The organism is Chryseobacterium panacisoli, from assembly GCF_008274625.1.
Classification (GTDB): domain Bacteria; phylum Bacteroidota; class Bacteroidia; order Flavobacteriales; family Weeksellaceae; genus Chryseobacterium; species Chryseobacterium panacisoli.
Map to the genome: position 1 here is coordinate 252768 of NZ_VTRU01000006.1, position 15588 is coordinate 268355.

At 35.1% G+C, this 15588-nt stretch carries 14 protein-coding genes; all 14 read left to right on the plus strand.

Annotated elements, in window-relative coordinates; translation table 11 throughout:
* Nucleotides 1-308: 308 nt before the first annotated feature.
* The 14 genes from FW781_RS20130 to FW781_RS20195 all read left to right on the plus strand — a co-directional run bounded on the left by FW781_RS20130 (nucleotide 309) and on the right by FW781_RS20195 (nucleotide 15387).
* Nucleotides 309-683 (plus strand): hypothetical protein, encoded by a 375-nt coding sequence (locus FW781_RS20130; RefSeq protein WP_149389059.1) that lies wholly within the window; start codon nucleotides 309-311, stop codon nucleotides 681-683.
* 267 nt (nucleotides 684-950) lie between these two features.
* A complete protein-coding gene (locus tag FW781_RS20135; RefSeq protein ID WP_149389060.1) occupies nucleotides 951-2021 on the plus strand; it encodes a formimidoylglutamase in 1071 nt (356 codons plus the stop codon).
* A 3-nt stretch (nucleotides 2022-2024) separates the two neighbouring features.
* Complete coding sequence (locus FW781_RS20140) at nucleotides 2025-3026, plus strand: glycosyltransferase family 2 protein (protein ID WP_149389061.1); 1002 nt, start codon at nucleotides 2025-2027, stop codon at nucleotides 3024-3026.
* 114 nt (nucleotides 3027-3140) lie between these two features.
* Nucleotides 3141-4259, plus strand: coding sequence for a glycosyltransferase family 4 protein (locus tag FW781_RS20145; protein WP_149389062.1), 1119 nt, complete (start codon nucleotides 3141-3143; stop codon nucleotides 4257-4259).
* 38 nt (nucleotides 4260-4297) lie between these two features.
* Nucleotides 4298-5179, plus strand: coding sequence for a polysaccharide biosynthesis/export family protein (locus FW781_RS20150; protein ID WP_394349736.1), 882 nt, complete (start codon nucleotides 4298-4300; stop codon nucleotides 5177-5179).
* A 2-nt stretch (nucleotides 5180-5181) separates the two neighbouring features.
* Entirely contained in the window at nucleotides 5182-7680 is a 2499-nt protein-coding gene (locus FW781_RS20155; RefSeq protein WP_149389064.1) for an exopolysaccharide transport family protein, read from the plus strand.
* A 213-nt stretch (nucleotides 7681-7893) separates the two neighbouring features.
* Entirely contained in the window at nucleotides 7894-8784 is an 891-nt protein-coding gene (gene porG / locus FW781_RS20160) for a type IX secretion system protein PorG (RefSeq protein WP_149389065.1), read from the plus strand.
* A 1-nt stretch (nucleotide 8785) separates the two neighbouring features.
* Complete coding sequence (locus tag FW781_RS20165) at nucleotides 8786-9535, plus strand: isoprenyl transferase (RefSeq protein ID WP_149389066.1); 750 nt, start codon at nucleotides 8786-8788, stop codon at nucleotides 9533-9535.
* Nucleotides 9536-9562: 27 nt separating this feature from the next.
* Nucleotides 9563-12097, plus strand: a complete 2535-nt coding sequence (locus FW781_RS20170; protein WP_149389067.1) for a BamA/OMP85 family outer membrane protein — start codon at nucleotides 9563-9565, stop codon at nucleotides 12095-12097.
* Between the two features lie 8 nt (nucleotides 12098-12105).
* Nucleotides 12106-12660 carry an OmpH family outer membrane protein gene (locus FW781_RS20175; protein ID WP_047381939.1) on the plus strand — a complete coding sequence of 185 codons (555 nt, stop codon included), beginning with the start codon at nucleotides 12106-12108 and terminating at the stop codon, nucleotides 12658-12660.
* Between the two features lie 67 nt (nucleotides 12661-12727).
* Nucleotides 12728-13231, plus strand: a complete 504-nt coding sequence (locus FW781_RS20180; protein ID WP_149389068.1) for an OmpH family outer membrane protein — start codon at nucleotides 12728-12730, stop codon at nucleotides 13229-13231.
* A gap of 70 nt (nucleotides 13232-13301) precedes the next feature.
* Nucleotides 13302-13787 carry an acyl-CoA thioesterase gene (locus FW781_RS20185; protein ID WP_047377420.1) on the plus strand — a complete coding sequence of 162 codons (486 nt, stop codon included), beginning with the start codon at nucleotides 13302-13304 and terminating at the stop codon, nucleotides 13785-13787.
* A 48-nt stretch (nucleotides 13788-13835) separates the two neighbouring features.
* Nucleotides 13836-14699, plus strand: a complete 864-nt coding sequence (gene rfbD / locus FW781_RS20190; protein WP_149389069.1) for a dTDP-4-dehydrorhamnose reductase — start codon at nucleotides 13836-13838, stop codon at nucleotides 14697-14699.
* A 7-nt stretch (nucleotides 14700-14706) separates the two neighbouring features.
* Nucleotides 14707-15387 carry a hypothetical protein gene (locus tag FW781_RS20195; RefSeq protein ID WP_149389070.1) on the plus strand — a complete coding sequence of 227 codons (681 nt, stop codon included), beginning with the start codon at nucleotides 14707-14709 and terminating at the stop codon, nucleotides 15385-15387.
* Nucleotides 15388-15588 lie beyond the last annotated feature (201 nt).

Genomic DNA, 15588 nt, shown 5'->3' on the forward strand with positions numbered 1-15588 from the left:
AAGTTTGCTGCCAAGTGATGATATAGGTTCTATGGATTGTGCTTTTCATTGGTAATCAAATAAAACTACACATAATAACAGTTGATAAATTTCCCAATATTGGGATTTAACATTTGCGGATGACGATGATTACTTAGCTCTAAGTATAAATACGCAAATAAAAAATTCAGTACTAAGACTATGATATTCAGTGTTTTAATTCAATAGTTTTACATCGTAATATTACAGACGGTGGAGCTCAGAAACCACTTTAAAAACGAGGCGGATTCTGAAAAGCCATACGAGTAAGAAAACAAAACTATAAAATCATGTCAGAATTTAATTTTAGTAAAGAAGCTATCTCGCACGCATTAGAAGCGGCAAAAAGATCACACGAAGACAGTCAGGCAAATCGTCGTTCATCAGATGCAGACGCAGACTTAAGCCTTGCCAACGCCAGCGCAGGTTATCTTCTTGTTACAGCAGAGTGTATATCAATTACTGTTGAGAACAACAAAGTTTGTATCAACTTACCATTAGGTTTTGGGAAGTACTGTTTCAGTATACCATTAAGTATTCCTAATGGAACAGCTGGCCAGGCTTGTTTGTCTATATGTACTACATGGGGAATTCCAACAGGAATCAGAGTTACTATTATCATCGGTGGAATAACGATTATCAGTCAGTCATTCGGAAAATGCTAATCAGTTAACATACGAATCACAATAAGAAAGTCCGCCTCATGCAGTGTATGAGGCGGATTTGTTTTTTGATATTTTAAAATATAAAATTTGAAGTGAAGCCTGTAGAAAATTGAAAATCTTGTCGAAATTTAAAACTTTGATAAGGTTGGTGAACAGATGGTAATGGCTTTTTTTATGAACAAAAAGAACATGTCCTGCTCAGTTCCCATGTTTTTTGTATGTTTGTTATATCAAGCAATTAATCAATTATTACATTCAAATTAAAATATGGATTTCGAAGACTTTATCATTTCACCAAGAAATTTCAAAACAGAAAGCTGGCAGATAGGAAATCGGATTACAAAAGATATCAAAGAAGACAGTATTGTTCTTTTGTTTGTATCTGATTACAGAGGTGTGGGCGGAGATGCAGAAGTACAGGATTTTACCGCAGTGAGGAACGAGTTTTATAAACTTTCTCAGATGGATTTTGAAATTCCCATTGTAGATCTCGGGGATCTGGTGTCTGGAAAATCTGTTCAGGATACCCATTATATTTTGCAGGAAGTGCTGTCGGCATGTCATTACAAAAGAGCAATTCCGGTGATTGTAGGTGGATCCAATGACTTTGCTTTCTCACTATTTTCTGCTTTGAATTTTCATCAGAAAAATATCAATTATACCCAGATCAGTAATATTATTTCCCTTCAACAGGGTGAAACAATCAATGAACATACTTTCTTGGGTAAAATTTTCGGAGCCAAGAATTTTTCCATTAAAAATTACCACCATTTAGGATACCAGAAGCATTTGAATGAGATGGATTCTGTGAGATTGATCAAAGAAGTAGAGTTTGACATCATCCGTCTTGCTGAAATGATGAATTCTACAGAAAAAACAGAGCCTTTTTTCAGAAAAGCAGACCTGGTGACCGTAAATTGTGATGCTGTGGAAAGCTTCAGCGAACCTTTCTCTATGAACCCACAGGTAAATGGACTCAACAGAAGAGAGATTTGTGCCTACATGAAAGAAATCGGATTGAGTGAAAATTTGAAGTCTGTAGGGATTTTTAATTATAATATTTATTCGGAAAACCAGCTGAACCACCAGCTTTTGGCACAAATGTTATGGTATCTGATTGAAGGAATCAATATACAGCATTCCCATCCGAAAGAAAGACATTATGAACTGTTCTATGTTTTGATAGATGACAGACAATATGCATTCAAGCGTGATACTTTCAGTAATTTGTGGTATTTTGGCGATGATGAAAATATAGAGAACTGCATTCCGTGTTCCAGGAAAGATTTTGATGAAGCTAAAAAAGGCTGGCTGAATGCAAGACTGACGAAAATTTAATGTATGGCAAATGTTCCCCCAAAAGTATCCATTATTGTTCCTGTGTATAATGTCGAAAATTATCTGACAAAATGCCTTGATTCTTTGGTGAACCAAAGTCTCTCCAATATTGAGATTCTTGTAGTGAATGATGGAAGTAAAGATAATTCCGGAAAAATTATTGAAGAATATGCACAAAGGTATCCGGAAAAAATAAAGGCTTTTACCAAAGAAAACGGAGGTTTAAGTGATGCCCGTAATTTTGGGCTAGACAGAGCTGCAGGAGATTATATAGGTTTTGTAGACAGTGATGATTATGTTTCCGAAACAATGTTTGAAGAAATGTTTCTTTTAGGAGAAAAGCATCAGGCGAAAATGGTGATCTGTAATATTCAGAAAGTTGATGAAGGAGGAAAGGTTACCCAAAAACTGACTCAGCTTCCTAATATGGCAGAGAAAATTGCCCTTGGAAATAATTTTTCAGTGTTTTCGGATATCAGTTATTTTGCCTGCAATAAGCTGTTCAGAAAAGAACTTTTTAATCAAAGAAGATTTAAAAAAGGAGTCCATTTTGAAGATATTCAGCTGATTCCACAGCTTTTGCTGGAATGTGATACTATTGCTCAGACTCAGAATTTCCATTATCAGTATCTTGAACGTACCGATTCTATTACGAAAACGCATACGGAAAAAGGAATTGATATGCTGAAAGCAGTGGCCGATGTAGAAAATGTATTCCATGAATCTCAATATTCTCACAAAAAGGAGGAATTAAAAAACTTTCAGATTTTTGAAGGAGTCTACTCATTTCTGGCTTATCTGGCCTTTGTGAAAAAAGAAGAAATATTTTATAGTATGTCTGAGCAATTGGTCCTTTTTATGAAGGAAAGACAAATAAAAATTCAAGATATATTGAAGTATAGTCGTTTTGGTAAGAATTATCTTTTATCTTTGCCCTTGAAGAAAAAAATTTTTTATCTGTTATTTTTTGGAGGACAGAAAAGATTGATAAGAAAGTTAATTTAATAAACACAAATGTACGTGCTATTGTTTCGAGCAATAGAAAAATAATGATGAAGTTCTTTATAAGTTCTACATTATGAGTTTTTATTGAGAGATACAAGTGCTGAATAAGAAAGAATGAAAAATTTTGAATTGTTCTTAAGCGGATCGGGAATACCTATTTTCTATGTAAAAATAGGACTTGGTTTCGTATTCGCCTTTTTAATTACCTTTTTCTCTATTCCTACTATCGTCAAGATCTCAAGAAGGAAGAATCTGATGGATGAGCCTGGGATAAGAAGTTCGCATCTTAGAGAAATTCCTAACCTTGGCGGAATTGCCATTTTCTATTCAATTGGAATCTGTGCTTCTATTTTTGCCTATGAGCTGTTTGACCTCTACAAATTTTTATTTGCCTCGTTGATTATCCTGCTGTATGTAGGGGTAATGGATGATATTGTGGTGATGAGGGCTTATAAGAAACTTGTTGCACAAATTGTAGTGTCTTCACTCGTGGTTATTGGTTCAGATATTAGAATAAGAAGCTTATTTGGAATATTGGGTGTGTATGAACTGGAGTATTTTGTAAGTGTAGTGTTCAGTATTATCACCTTTATCATTCTGATCAATGCTTTCAACCTGATCGATGGGATAGATGGGTTGGCGGGCGGTTATTCTGTCATCTGCAGTGCTTTATTTGGAATAAGCTATTACAGATTGGGAGAATATAATTATCCGCTGGTAGTACTATCTGTGGTTATCATTGGGACGGTATTGGCTTTCCTGTATTATAATCTGTCCAACTATCGTACCCGTAAAATATTTATGGGAGATACCGGATCCATGCTGCTTGGCTTTTTACTGGCCTTTACTTCCATTTGTTTCATAGATATTTTTATTGATAAAAACCTGGTAGATGTACCAAGGTATCACCTTCAGTCAGCTCCTGTAGTAGCTGTAGCGATCCTGATTCTTCCGATCGTAGATACATTAAATGTAATATTTATAAGGCTTTACAATAAGAAGTCACCATTTGATGCTGACAAAAACCATATTCACCATAAGCTGTTGAAGCTAAATCTTACCCACAGAAGATCTACTTTTTATATCATTCTTTACTATCTGATGATTGTGGGAGTTGCTTATTATTTAAGACATATTGATGTCAATCTGTTATTATTGGTGATTATTTCGTTAGGATTTTTCGGAGCTTACCTGCCAGATTTGCTATATCGATTAAGAAATAACAAAAATTAACAATTAAATATTACTTTTGTAAACAATATTCAAATATGATGAAGAATTTTAAATATTTATTTTTAATATTCCCTTTTTTAGTTACCTCATGTATCACAACAAAAGATGTGAGGTACTTGCAGCCAAGTGAAAGTCTTGTCATTAACGAAGAAGGTCTTATCCCGTACAATATTCCCGTGTACAGGATTACCAAAAATGACATCCTCAATCTTAATATTGTGACGACTCCCAAAGGAGATGCAGCACAGTTTTATTCCTCTTACAATACTTCCGGCGGACTTTCCGGCGGAGGGGTAACAAGTTCTGCCATATCAGGAGGTGGTAGTGTAGGAGGTGTGGTAAGTGCTAATTCTGGTGGAGGCCGAGGCGGAAATATGAATTTTTATTTTAACGGACTGAAGGTGGACTCCAATGGTGATATCAATGTGTTCGGAATAGGATATGTAAAAGCTGAAGGAAGAACTCTTGACGATATTACAAAAGAAATACAGGATAAAGTAAATGAAAATTTTCAGGAAGGTAAATCTGAAGTACGACTGAATACAGACGGTATTACCTATTATATTCTTGGTGATGTGGAAACTACAGGACTTTCAGGCGAAAAAGTGGCCCACAAGAACACGCTTACCATTACTGAGGCATTAGCCATTAATGGTGGATTGAACAGAACTATTGATAAAAGAGAAGTCGTTATCCACAGAAAACTTCCGGAAGGAATTAAAATAGCGAAAATAGATCTTACCCGCGAAGACCTAATGAACTCTCCTTATTATTATGTGCAGAACGGAGATGAAATCTATCTGAATACAAGAGCGAAAAGCTTGAATGGATTCGGAAAAGACCCTATCCAGACTTTAACTACAGGAGTTTCTGTAATTACTACGGCGTTATCTATTTATTTACTCCTTAAAAATCTTTAGCCATGATTCCAGAAAGAGTAAACACTGCAGAGAAGAATAATTCTCAAAAAGATAAATCCGGGACATTTGCATTATTTGATTTAGAGCACTTTTTAAGAAGGATTCTTAAAAACTGGTACTGGTTTGTACTGATGTTTATCATTGGTTATGCCATAGCGTGGGTATACAGTAAATATTATGCGCAAAATATTTATGCATCAGACTTATCATTAAGTACCTCCAGTAAAGCTTCAGAATTTCTGCCAACTCAGTCTAACCAATCTATTAACTTCATTTGGGGAGATACAGGAAATCAGGATGGGCTTTATTTGAAGAAAATGCTTTTATCCAGATCTCACAACGAATTTTTGGTGAAAGAATTGGATCTTTTTGTAAACTATTCTACCAAAGGACTTATAAAATCTACTTTCCTGGACAAAGATGATTCACCCGTTTTTCTTCAGATTGATAAAAACCACCTTCAGCAGATCAATTATCCAATTACGCTGATCCCGAAAGGCAATGGAGCGTATGAAGTGATTTTGCCTGAAGAAGGAGAATCAACCAACTTATATAACTATGAAGTAGAGGGATTCCAGGATATTAACCCTTACAGCAGGCCAGCAGATAAAACCATCAAAATTAACGAGTGGTATAATTCGCCCAACCTCAGATTCAGGCTGCTTCAAAATCCTGTTGCTACCAAAATTAAGCTGGATAATATTATTATAAAGCTGAACTCAGTAAACCAGAGTGTAGATGAAATTGTTTCTACTACAGGAGTAGACTTTGATAAAGAAATCAGGTCTATTATGATTATTACTAAAAAAGGATACAACCTTAACAGTACAGTGAATTTTCTGAATAAATCTGTTGCAGAGCTACAGAAAAAGAGACTTGCTGATAAGAATATCGTTAACAAGAATACAGATATCTTTTTAAAAGAAAATCTTGGGAATATCCGTAAAAAGCTTGATTCTAGCGCCAATGTGCTTAATTACTTAAAAACTTCAGAAAAACTCTATAATATTAAAGACAGAGATGAAAAATCTCTCGAAAAAATAAAAGAACTTGAAGCGAAAAAAGCTGATATCATCAGCAAAATCAGTTCTCTGAATACTATCAAAAACACACTTCAGTCTCAGAATTTTGATAAGATGATCGGAACAAATGCAGCAGGTTTTGAAGATGGTGTGTTCACAGCAACGGTTTCTGAACTTAAAGCTTTATATATCAAAAGAGCAGAAATGGCCACTATTTATAAGCCGTCATCGGAGCCTATGAGAGAAATCAACAGGCTTATTGATGAAGCAAGAATGGGGTCATCCAATAGTTTGAGAAGCTATTATAACAGATATTATGAAGAAATTAATAAGATAGATCGTGAAATGGCTGGTGCCAATTCTGATTTAGCGACTTATCCTGAAAAAGAAAGAAGATATCTGGATGCGGAGAGAGGCTATAATATGATTGAAGCTACTTATAACAGTCTTTTGGGCAGACAGAGTGATACCCAGATGAGAATGGCGACCAATCAATCTGATATAACAGTCATTGACCCGGCTAAAAATTTGGGACAAAGACCAATTGGGCCTAATGTTAAATTGGCAAAAATGGGCATTATTTCAGGAATGTTGCTTCTTCCTCTATTATTTATACTGATTGGAGAAGTGTTTGACAACAAGATCCGAAATATCAAAGAACTCTTAAGTGCTACGAAAATTCCGCTTCTTGGGGTTATCGGAAATAACAACAATGAAAACATGCTTACTGTTCTTGAACAGCCAAAATCATCCGTGTCAGAAGCTTTCAGGGGAATAAGAGCCAATATGAGATTTTTGATGGATAATGAAGATCAAAAAGGAAAGGTCATATTAATCACATCATCCATCGGAGGAGAAGGAAAAACTTATATTTCCATTAATCTGGCATCTGTAATTGGATTAGGAGATAAGAAAACAATCCTATTGGGAATGGACCTTAGAAAGCCAAAAATCTTCGGAGACTTCAAGATTGATAATAAATATGGTATTTCAAATTACCTGACCGGGGAAGTAGGAATTGATCAGATTGTCAACAAAACTAAAATTCCAAATCTGGATGTTGCCACTTCAGGACCTATCCCGCCCAACCCTTCTGAGCTTTTAATGAGCCAGAGAAATATTAGATTTATAGAAGAACTGAAAGAAAAATATGATTTCATTATTATAGATTCACCACCGGTAGGATTAGTGGCAGATTCATATGAGCTTATGAAACATTCTGATGCCAATATTTATGTTGTGCGTCATGAATATACAGAAAAATATATGCTGAAAATGATTACGGATAAGTATCATAATGATGAGATTGATAATTTGGGACTTGTTTATAATGATTATAATACTAAACAAGGCTACGGTTACGGTTATGGCTACGGATATGGCTATGGTTACGGATATTTTGATGAGGATAAAAATTATAAAGAGCCATTACTGATAAGAATCAGAAATAAAGTACAGGTATTATTTAATAAAAAATAAAGCATTAAACCCTCATTTAATGGGGGTTTTTTCATATTTAATGTATTTTCATTCTATGAAAAAAAGAATATTTTTGCCACTTTGCCGTTTACTTTATAACAAATTATGTTTTTTTGTTTATTTTTAACTAAACATTAAGATTATCATTAATATAAAAATGTTTTATATTTGCAAAAATTAAATTTTAAAATAACCATAAATCCATATTCTTTTATGAATAAAAAATTATTGTTTAGCTTCCTTGCCTTCCTTGGAGTGGTAAGTGTTAAAGCACAAAGAAACGAATTGGGAGTTCGTCTAGGTATGAGTAACCTAGTGGGAGATGTAGGAAGGACAAATTATATTTTACAGAAGCCGTTGGATTTAAACAGAGTGTCAGATTGGGGCATCCCATTTTATGGAGGTTTGTTATATAGATTTAATTTTAACCCGCATCAGACCGTTAGATTGGATTTAGGATACAACCAGATTCAGTTTAGTGATAAAGCTGCGAAAGAAGATTACAGAAGAAATAGAAACTCATACGGAAAAAATAACGTGTATGAGGCGAGTTTAATGTTTGAGTATAACTTTTTCCCGGTAAATAATGAGCAGATCAGCATGCTAAGCCCTTATATCTTCGGAGGTGTTGGTGCTTTGATGTTTGATGCTCCTAAAGCAAATCTCGTGAATGATTTCAGAAGAGATGCAGATGGGGTGGCGCAGGCTCCGATCAATGAATTGGACTTTACCACGAAAACAGAATATTCACTAGGGAAAAAAGTAACGATGCATATTCCTTTCGGGGTTGGTTTGAAGTATAAATTCAACCACTCTTGGGCAATATTTGCTGAAGCTACATTCAGATATACATTGACGGATCAGTTGGATCATAGCAAGATTCTTTCCGAAGATGTAAAAACTTCTTTTAATGCTGATATTCTGGACCCTGCAACAGGTGGTTCATTATTGCAGTCAGGAAATTATTATGCGGTTTCTAAAGAAAGAGAAGCAGAATTTATTAATAAGAGAAATATTGGAGATAGCAGATCTAAAGACTGGATGAATACATTTAGCTTAGGACTCACCTATTCGTTTGGAAGACCTCCATGTTATTGTGAATAATATGTCGTTGATTAAAGAAAAAATAAATTCTGAGAATTTACCAAAGCACGTAGCCATCATTATGGATGGTAATGGAAGATGGGCAAAATCTCGTGGCGAAGAAAGAACTTTCGGTCACAAAAATGCCATTAATGCAGTAAGAAATGCTATTAATGCCTGTAATGAGATTAATATCCCTTACTTAACACTTTATACATTCTCTTCAGAAAATTGGAGCCGTCCAACCGAAGAAGTGAATACCCTTATGAATCTGTTGGTAGAAACATTACTGCTTGAAGCAGAAGAAATCTTCAGCAAGGGATTGAGAATGCATGTGATAGGGAACCTTGAAAAACTGCCCCCATTAGTAAAAGAGCAGTTAGAACGTGTGGTAGAGCTCACAAAAGAAAACACAAAAGGAAACCTTGTATTGGCTATAAGCTATGGCTCACAAAATGAAATACTGGAAGCCGTTAAAAATATAAGTTCTGATGTAAAAGAAGGAAAAGTAGAGATAGAAAATATTAATGAAAGTTTATTTGAAAGCTATCTTTATACAAAAGATTTTCCTCCTGTAGACTTACTGATCAGGACCAGCGGTGAAATAAGAATAAGTAATTTCCTGCTTTGGCAGATCGCTTATGCAGAACTACAGTTTTTAAATGTTCTGTGGCCGGATTTTACCAAAGATATTTTCTTTCAATGTATTGTAGATTATCAAAACAAGGAAAGAAGATACGGGTTAACCGGTGAGCAAGTAAAAGGCCAATAAAATTTAAGAAAAGAAAGACTCGATAAAATGAAGTTTAGACTATTACCCATCATTATGTTTGCTGCTTCTGCACATTTTTATGGACAAGTAACTCCACAAGACAGCACAAAAGTAAATAATGCTGTTCATGCAGAAAATGAGGCAGGCACTTATACACTTAAAGACATCGTTGTAGATGGGGTAAAAAAATATACACCAGCTCAGATCTTAAGATTTACAGGTCTTACTAAAGGAGAAAGCGTAGACATTCCAGGACAGAAAATCAGCAATGCTGTTAAAAAACTTTGGGATACTCAATCTTTTTCTGAAGTGGAGGTTTACGTTCAAAGCATTGAAGGACAGACAATCGTTCTGAAATTTCACCTGCAGGATCTGAAAGAACTTGGAGAAGTGAAATTCGCAGGAAAAGGAATTGGTAAATCTAAAAGTGAAAAGCTGGCAAAGGATAACAACCTTAAGCCAGGAACCAAGATTACTCAAAACTTAGTTTCTAGCCTTAAAACAAATGTCCCTAAAGATTATATTAAAAAAGGTTTTGCAGATGCCAAAATCAGCATTCAGGATAAAGTAAACGCAGGAGATCCTGCTTTAGTAGACTGGACGATCAATGTAGAAAAGGGAAAAAGAATTAAGATTGATCATATTGAATTTGAAGGAAACGAGAATGTAACCGATAGAAAGCTTAGAAATAAGGCCTTCAAAGAAACAAAACAAAAGCGTTTCGGTATTGGTGGTATTTTGAAATCCTCAAAATTCATTGAAGATAAATATCAGGAAGATAAGCAAGGGCTTATCAGTTATTATAACTCCCTGGGATATAGAGATGCAAAAATCGTTTCTGATTCTGTGTGGAGAAATAAAAGAAATAACTACGAAATCAATGTAAAACTAAATGAGGGTAAAAAATATTATATCGGGGACGTTACGTTCACGGGGAATACGGTTTACGCTACAGAATATTTACAGAGATTATTAGGATATAAAAAAGGAGATATTTACGATGCAGTAGGATTCAACAAAAAAGTTGGAGAAGATGGAGGTAAAGAAGATGATTCAGATATCAAATCTGTTTATATGAACAACGGTTACCTTTTCTCCAATGTTACACCTGTTGAAAAATCAGTATCAGGAGATGCCGTAAACCTTGAGGTTAGAATTAATGAAGGTGAGCAGGCTACCTGGAATAAAGTAACATGGCAGGGGAATACTACAACCCATGACCACGTAATTCTTAGAGCCCTGAGAACAAAACCGGGAGAGCTATTTAAGAAAACAGAAATTAAAAGAACATATTTCGATTTAGCAGGGATGTCATTCTTTGACCCTCAGCAGATCGGACAGGACATTCAACCCAATCAGGTAGATAATACGGTTGATATTAACTGGAAGCTTGTAGAAAAAGGATCTTCTCAGGTACAGCTGCAGGCAGGTTACGGTGGTAACAGCTTCATTGGTACTTTAGGATTAACTTTTAATAACTTCTCATTAAAGAACTTCCTTAAATTTAAAGACTTCAAGCCAGTGCCTCAGGGAGACGGACAAACGTTCTCTATTCAGGTGCAGGCAGGACAGTACTTCCAGAATTATGGGGTATCATTTACAGAACCATGGTTATTTGGTACAAGAGCAACAGCCCTTTCTGTAAGTTTGAACAACTCCAGAGTAAGATATACGGATCAATATGGAGCAGCTCAGAAGCTTAATATCTTCTCCGCTTCAGCTGGTTTAAACAGACTATTGAACTGGCCGGATGATTATTTTTCTCTGTATACAGGATTACAGTTCCAGAAGTATGACTTCAATAACTATCCTTTCCAGTTTGGAAATACTACAGAGAGTTATGGTTCAGCTAATAACTTCAGTGTCAACTTAGGCCTGAGCAGAAACTCTGCAGGTATCGATCCAATCTTCCCGACAATGGGATCCAATATTGAGCTTTCAGCAAAACTGACACCTCCATACTCATTGTTTAAAAAGAAAGATTATTCCACAATGTCAGCTATTGACAAGTATAAGTGGATGGAATTCTATAAGATCAAATTCAAGGCAGATGTATACAATGAAATTGTTGGAAAGCTTGTCTTAAGATCTTCTGCAGAAATGGGATTCATGGACGGGTATAACAGTAAACTGGGAGCTCCGCCATTTGAAAGATTCTATATGGGAGGTACAGGTCTTTTCGGAGGTAGATATGACGGTAGAGAATTGATTCCTTTAAGAGGATATGAAAATGCCAGTACAGAAGGGGGCCAGGCAGATGATATTACACAGACAGGTGGTGGTACAATCTATAACAGATTTACTTTGGAACTGAGATACCCGATCTCAATGAGCCAGACTGCGAAAATCTATGCACTGACATTCGCTGAAGGTGGTAACGTGTGGAACTCATGGAGTTCTTACAGCCCATTCCAATTGAAAAGATCAGTCGGAATCGGAGTAAGAGTTTATATGGGAGCATTTGGATTGATCGGATTCGACTTCGCACTAGGTCTTGATAAGACATTATCAGGAGATAAGTCCGGATGGAGAAACCACTTCTTGATGAACCAAACATTATAATTACAAATATGAAGCACTTTAAAATAATTTTCACGTTCGCATTACTATTGCTTTTTGGATTCAGCAATGCCCAGAAAATAGGAGTAGTGGATACCAACGAAATTTTAAATAAATTACCTCAGTATAAAGAAGCTGAAGCAAGACTGAATTCTCAGATCGATACCTGGGAGTCAGAACTTCAAAGCCTTCAATCTGAATATGAAAGAAAAAAAGCTGCTTTTGAAAGTGAAAAAGTATTATTGATAGGTGATCAGCTTAAATTGAGAGAAAAAGAAGTTGTAGACCTAGATAAAAATATTAAAACGACTACTAGCTTACGTTTTGGAGCTAACGGTGAAATTACAAAACTGAGAACAAACCTTGTTTTGCCTTTTCAGGACCAGATCTGGGGAGCCATCAAAACAATGTCCGAAAAAAATGGATTGGGCATAGTTCTTGATAAAAGCAATAACATTAGTGTTATTTTCCTTCAGTCAAAATATGATTACACCGAGAAAGTATTGTCTGTTTTGTTGAAAGGAACAGATAAGAAGGAAAAAACAAATAGCAAAGGCAAAAAATAAGTTTTAAAAATTAACTTTTGCTATATTTTAAAATCTAAAAACAAATTAAATTATTTATTTACCAGTTATGAAAAAATTAAGTGTATTATTTGCAGCAGTAATGATGGTTGTATCTGTAGGTATGGCAAAAGCTCAAAAAATTGCTACTTTAGATGTAATGGGAGTTCTTAACGCTATGCCGGAGAAAAAGAAAGCAGATGCTGATCTTAAAACATTCTTAGATACTAAACAAGCTGAGATTAAGAAAAAAGCTGACGCAGCTCAAACTAAATATCAGCAATATCAAACAGAAGCTCCGAAAAAGACAGCTGACGAAAACGCAGCAAGAGAAGCTGAAATGAAGAAATTAGCTGAAGAAATCCAGCAGATGCAGGACAAAGCTCAAAAAGATCTACAAGCTAAGCAGGATTTGGCTTTCGGTCCAGTTGAGAAAAAACTGAACGATGCAGTAGAAAAAGTAGCTAAAGCTAACGGATATGACTATATTATGGATGCTAATTCAACTGCATTCCTTTATAAAGCAGGACCAGATGCTACTGCAGCTGTAAAGAAAGAACTTGGAGTTCAATAATTTCAGCAAATTAACAAAGATTTATAAAACTAACCATCTCTATTAGAGGTGGTTTTTTTATTTTTGCGGAATGGAAAAAGAAGTATCAACTACGGTAAAAGTTAGATTTAGCGACTGCGATCCGATCGGACATTTGAATAATGTAAAATATCTTGATTATATGTTCAATGCAAGAGAAGATCATGTGGAAACATTCTACGGATTTACCTATGAAGAATATACCAAGAAAACCGGCTGTACCTGGATTGCCATTCAAAATGAAATAGCCTATTTAAAAGAAGTAAGATATAACACGCAGGTAGTAATCAGCAGCAAAACCATCGATGTACAGGATAGAACTGCAAAAGTAGAAATCCTGATGAAAAGCTTAGATGAAAAGACAATTCATGCCGTACTTTGGGTAACTGTTATTTATTTCAATGTTAAAACAAGAAAATCTGAAGTTCATCCCGAAGATGTCAAAGAAATTTTCGACAAGTTTTATGTAGATTTGATTCAGAAAGACTTCCAGTCAAGAGTGAAGTTTTTAAGAAGTCAGAATGCAAAAAATTCTTAATCTGCCCATCTTATTGAAAATTCCAACTTAAAAATTAATAATATATAAATGAAAAAAATAGCAGTAATAGGAAGCAACGGACAATTGGGAAACTGCATTAGAAAAATAGCTCCGGATTTTGAACATCAGTATGAATTCTTATTTACAGACTCATCCACTCTTGATGTTACCAATGAAGACCAGGTAAATGACTTCTTTTATGATAACAAACCTGATTACTGCATTAATGCCTCAGCATACACAGCGGTAGATCTGGCTGAAACTGAAAAAGAAAAAGCTTTTGCGGTAAATGCTTACGGGGTAGCTCATCTTGCCCAGGCTTGTGCAGATTTCAAATCTACCCTGATTCATGTTTCTACAGACTACGTTTTTGATGGAACTACAAACCTTCCATACGCTGAAGACGATTTTACCAATCCGATAGGAGTATATGGAGAATCAAAAAGAAAAGGAGAAGAACTTGCTCTGGAAATTAATCCTAAAACAATTATCCTGAGAACCTCATGGTTGTACTCAGAGTTCAATAAGAATTTTGTGAAAACGATGCTTAACCTGTTCTCCCAGAAAAAAGAATTGGGAATTGTTGCTGATCAGTTCGGGCAGCCAACCAATGCAAATGATCTGGCAGAAGCAATCATGGAGATCATTAAAGCTCACCATAAAACCTATGGAGTATTTCACTTCTCAAACTATCCTGAGACAACATGGTTTGAATTCGCAAAAAAAATTGCTGAATTTTCAAAATCTTCAGTAAAATTGAATCCATTAACAACCGAACAGTATCCAACGCCTGCCAAAAGACCTGTAAGAAGCACGATGTCTTTGGATAAAATAGAAGAGATTTACAAAATAGAACCCAAACATTGGGAAAACAGTCTTGAAGAATGTGTTGATACACTTTCACAACAATAATAGATATATGAAGAATATTGCAATTATCTTTTCCGTATTGTGTATCCAGCTGTGGAACGCACAGAATGTTTATCTCACTAAGGTTGAAAAAACAAATGATAACCCAGATAAATTTTTTTATAAAAAAGAAGCAGCCGTTGCAGATGCCGTTTATTTAGGAGAAGTAGAAGTTCAGGGTTTTTCAAAAGATGATGCACTTATATTTTCCTTAGTTTATAAAAAGGCAAAAGAGATCGGTGCCAATACTTTTGAATTAAAACCTTTCGAAAGTGTGGATGGTACAGCCCAGTCATTCAACGCTTCCAATTATAAGATTGCTTTATATTATACACCTAAAGAAAAGCTAACAGCCCAGCATGGCGATATGTATATATTTGCATCCTCTGAGAAAGATCAGAAAATAAGCATCAATCGTAAAGATTACATGATCTCTCCCAGATCATTTTTAAAATTAAAAGTTGTTCCCGGGGAAATTTATACAATTTCAACCAAGAAACTTCTGGGTTCTACTATCAAAGTTCAGCCAAAAGCGAATGATGATAACTTATATTTTCAGGTTTCATCTTTAAAAGTAAAGCCTGATAACTCAGGAGTAGGAGGATTGAATCTTAAATCAGGTGATATCATAGGTCTTGAAAAATCATATGCTGAATTTTTGAGCGCTATTTATAAAGAGATTAAACCTTAAGAATCGCTTATAATAACAATATTGCTGGTTTTACTATATGTAAATTTAAATCTAAAAATTTTTGTTTAAAATTTTTGTTCCTGCGTTCCAGCGGATTAGGGATTAATATTACGTAAAAGTAAAATTTATGTTAAATAAAGTTGTTTTGCGTTGTTATAAGTTGTTATCTTTGCCCCACTGAAAAACGAGAGAGATTCGGTA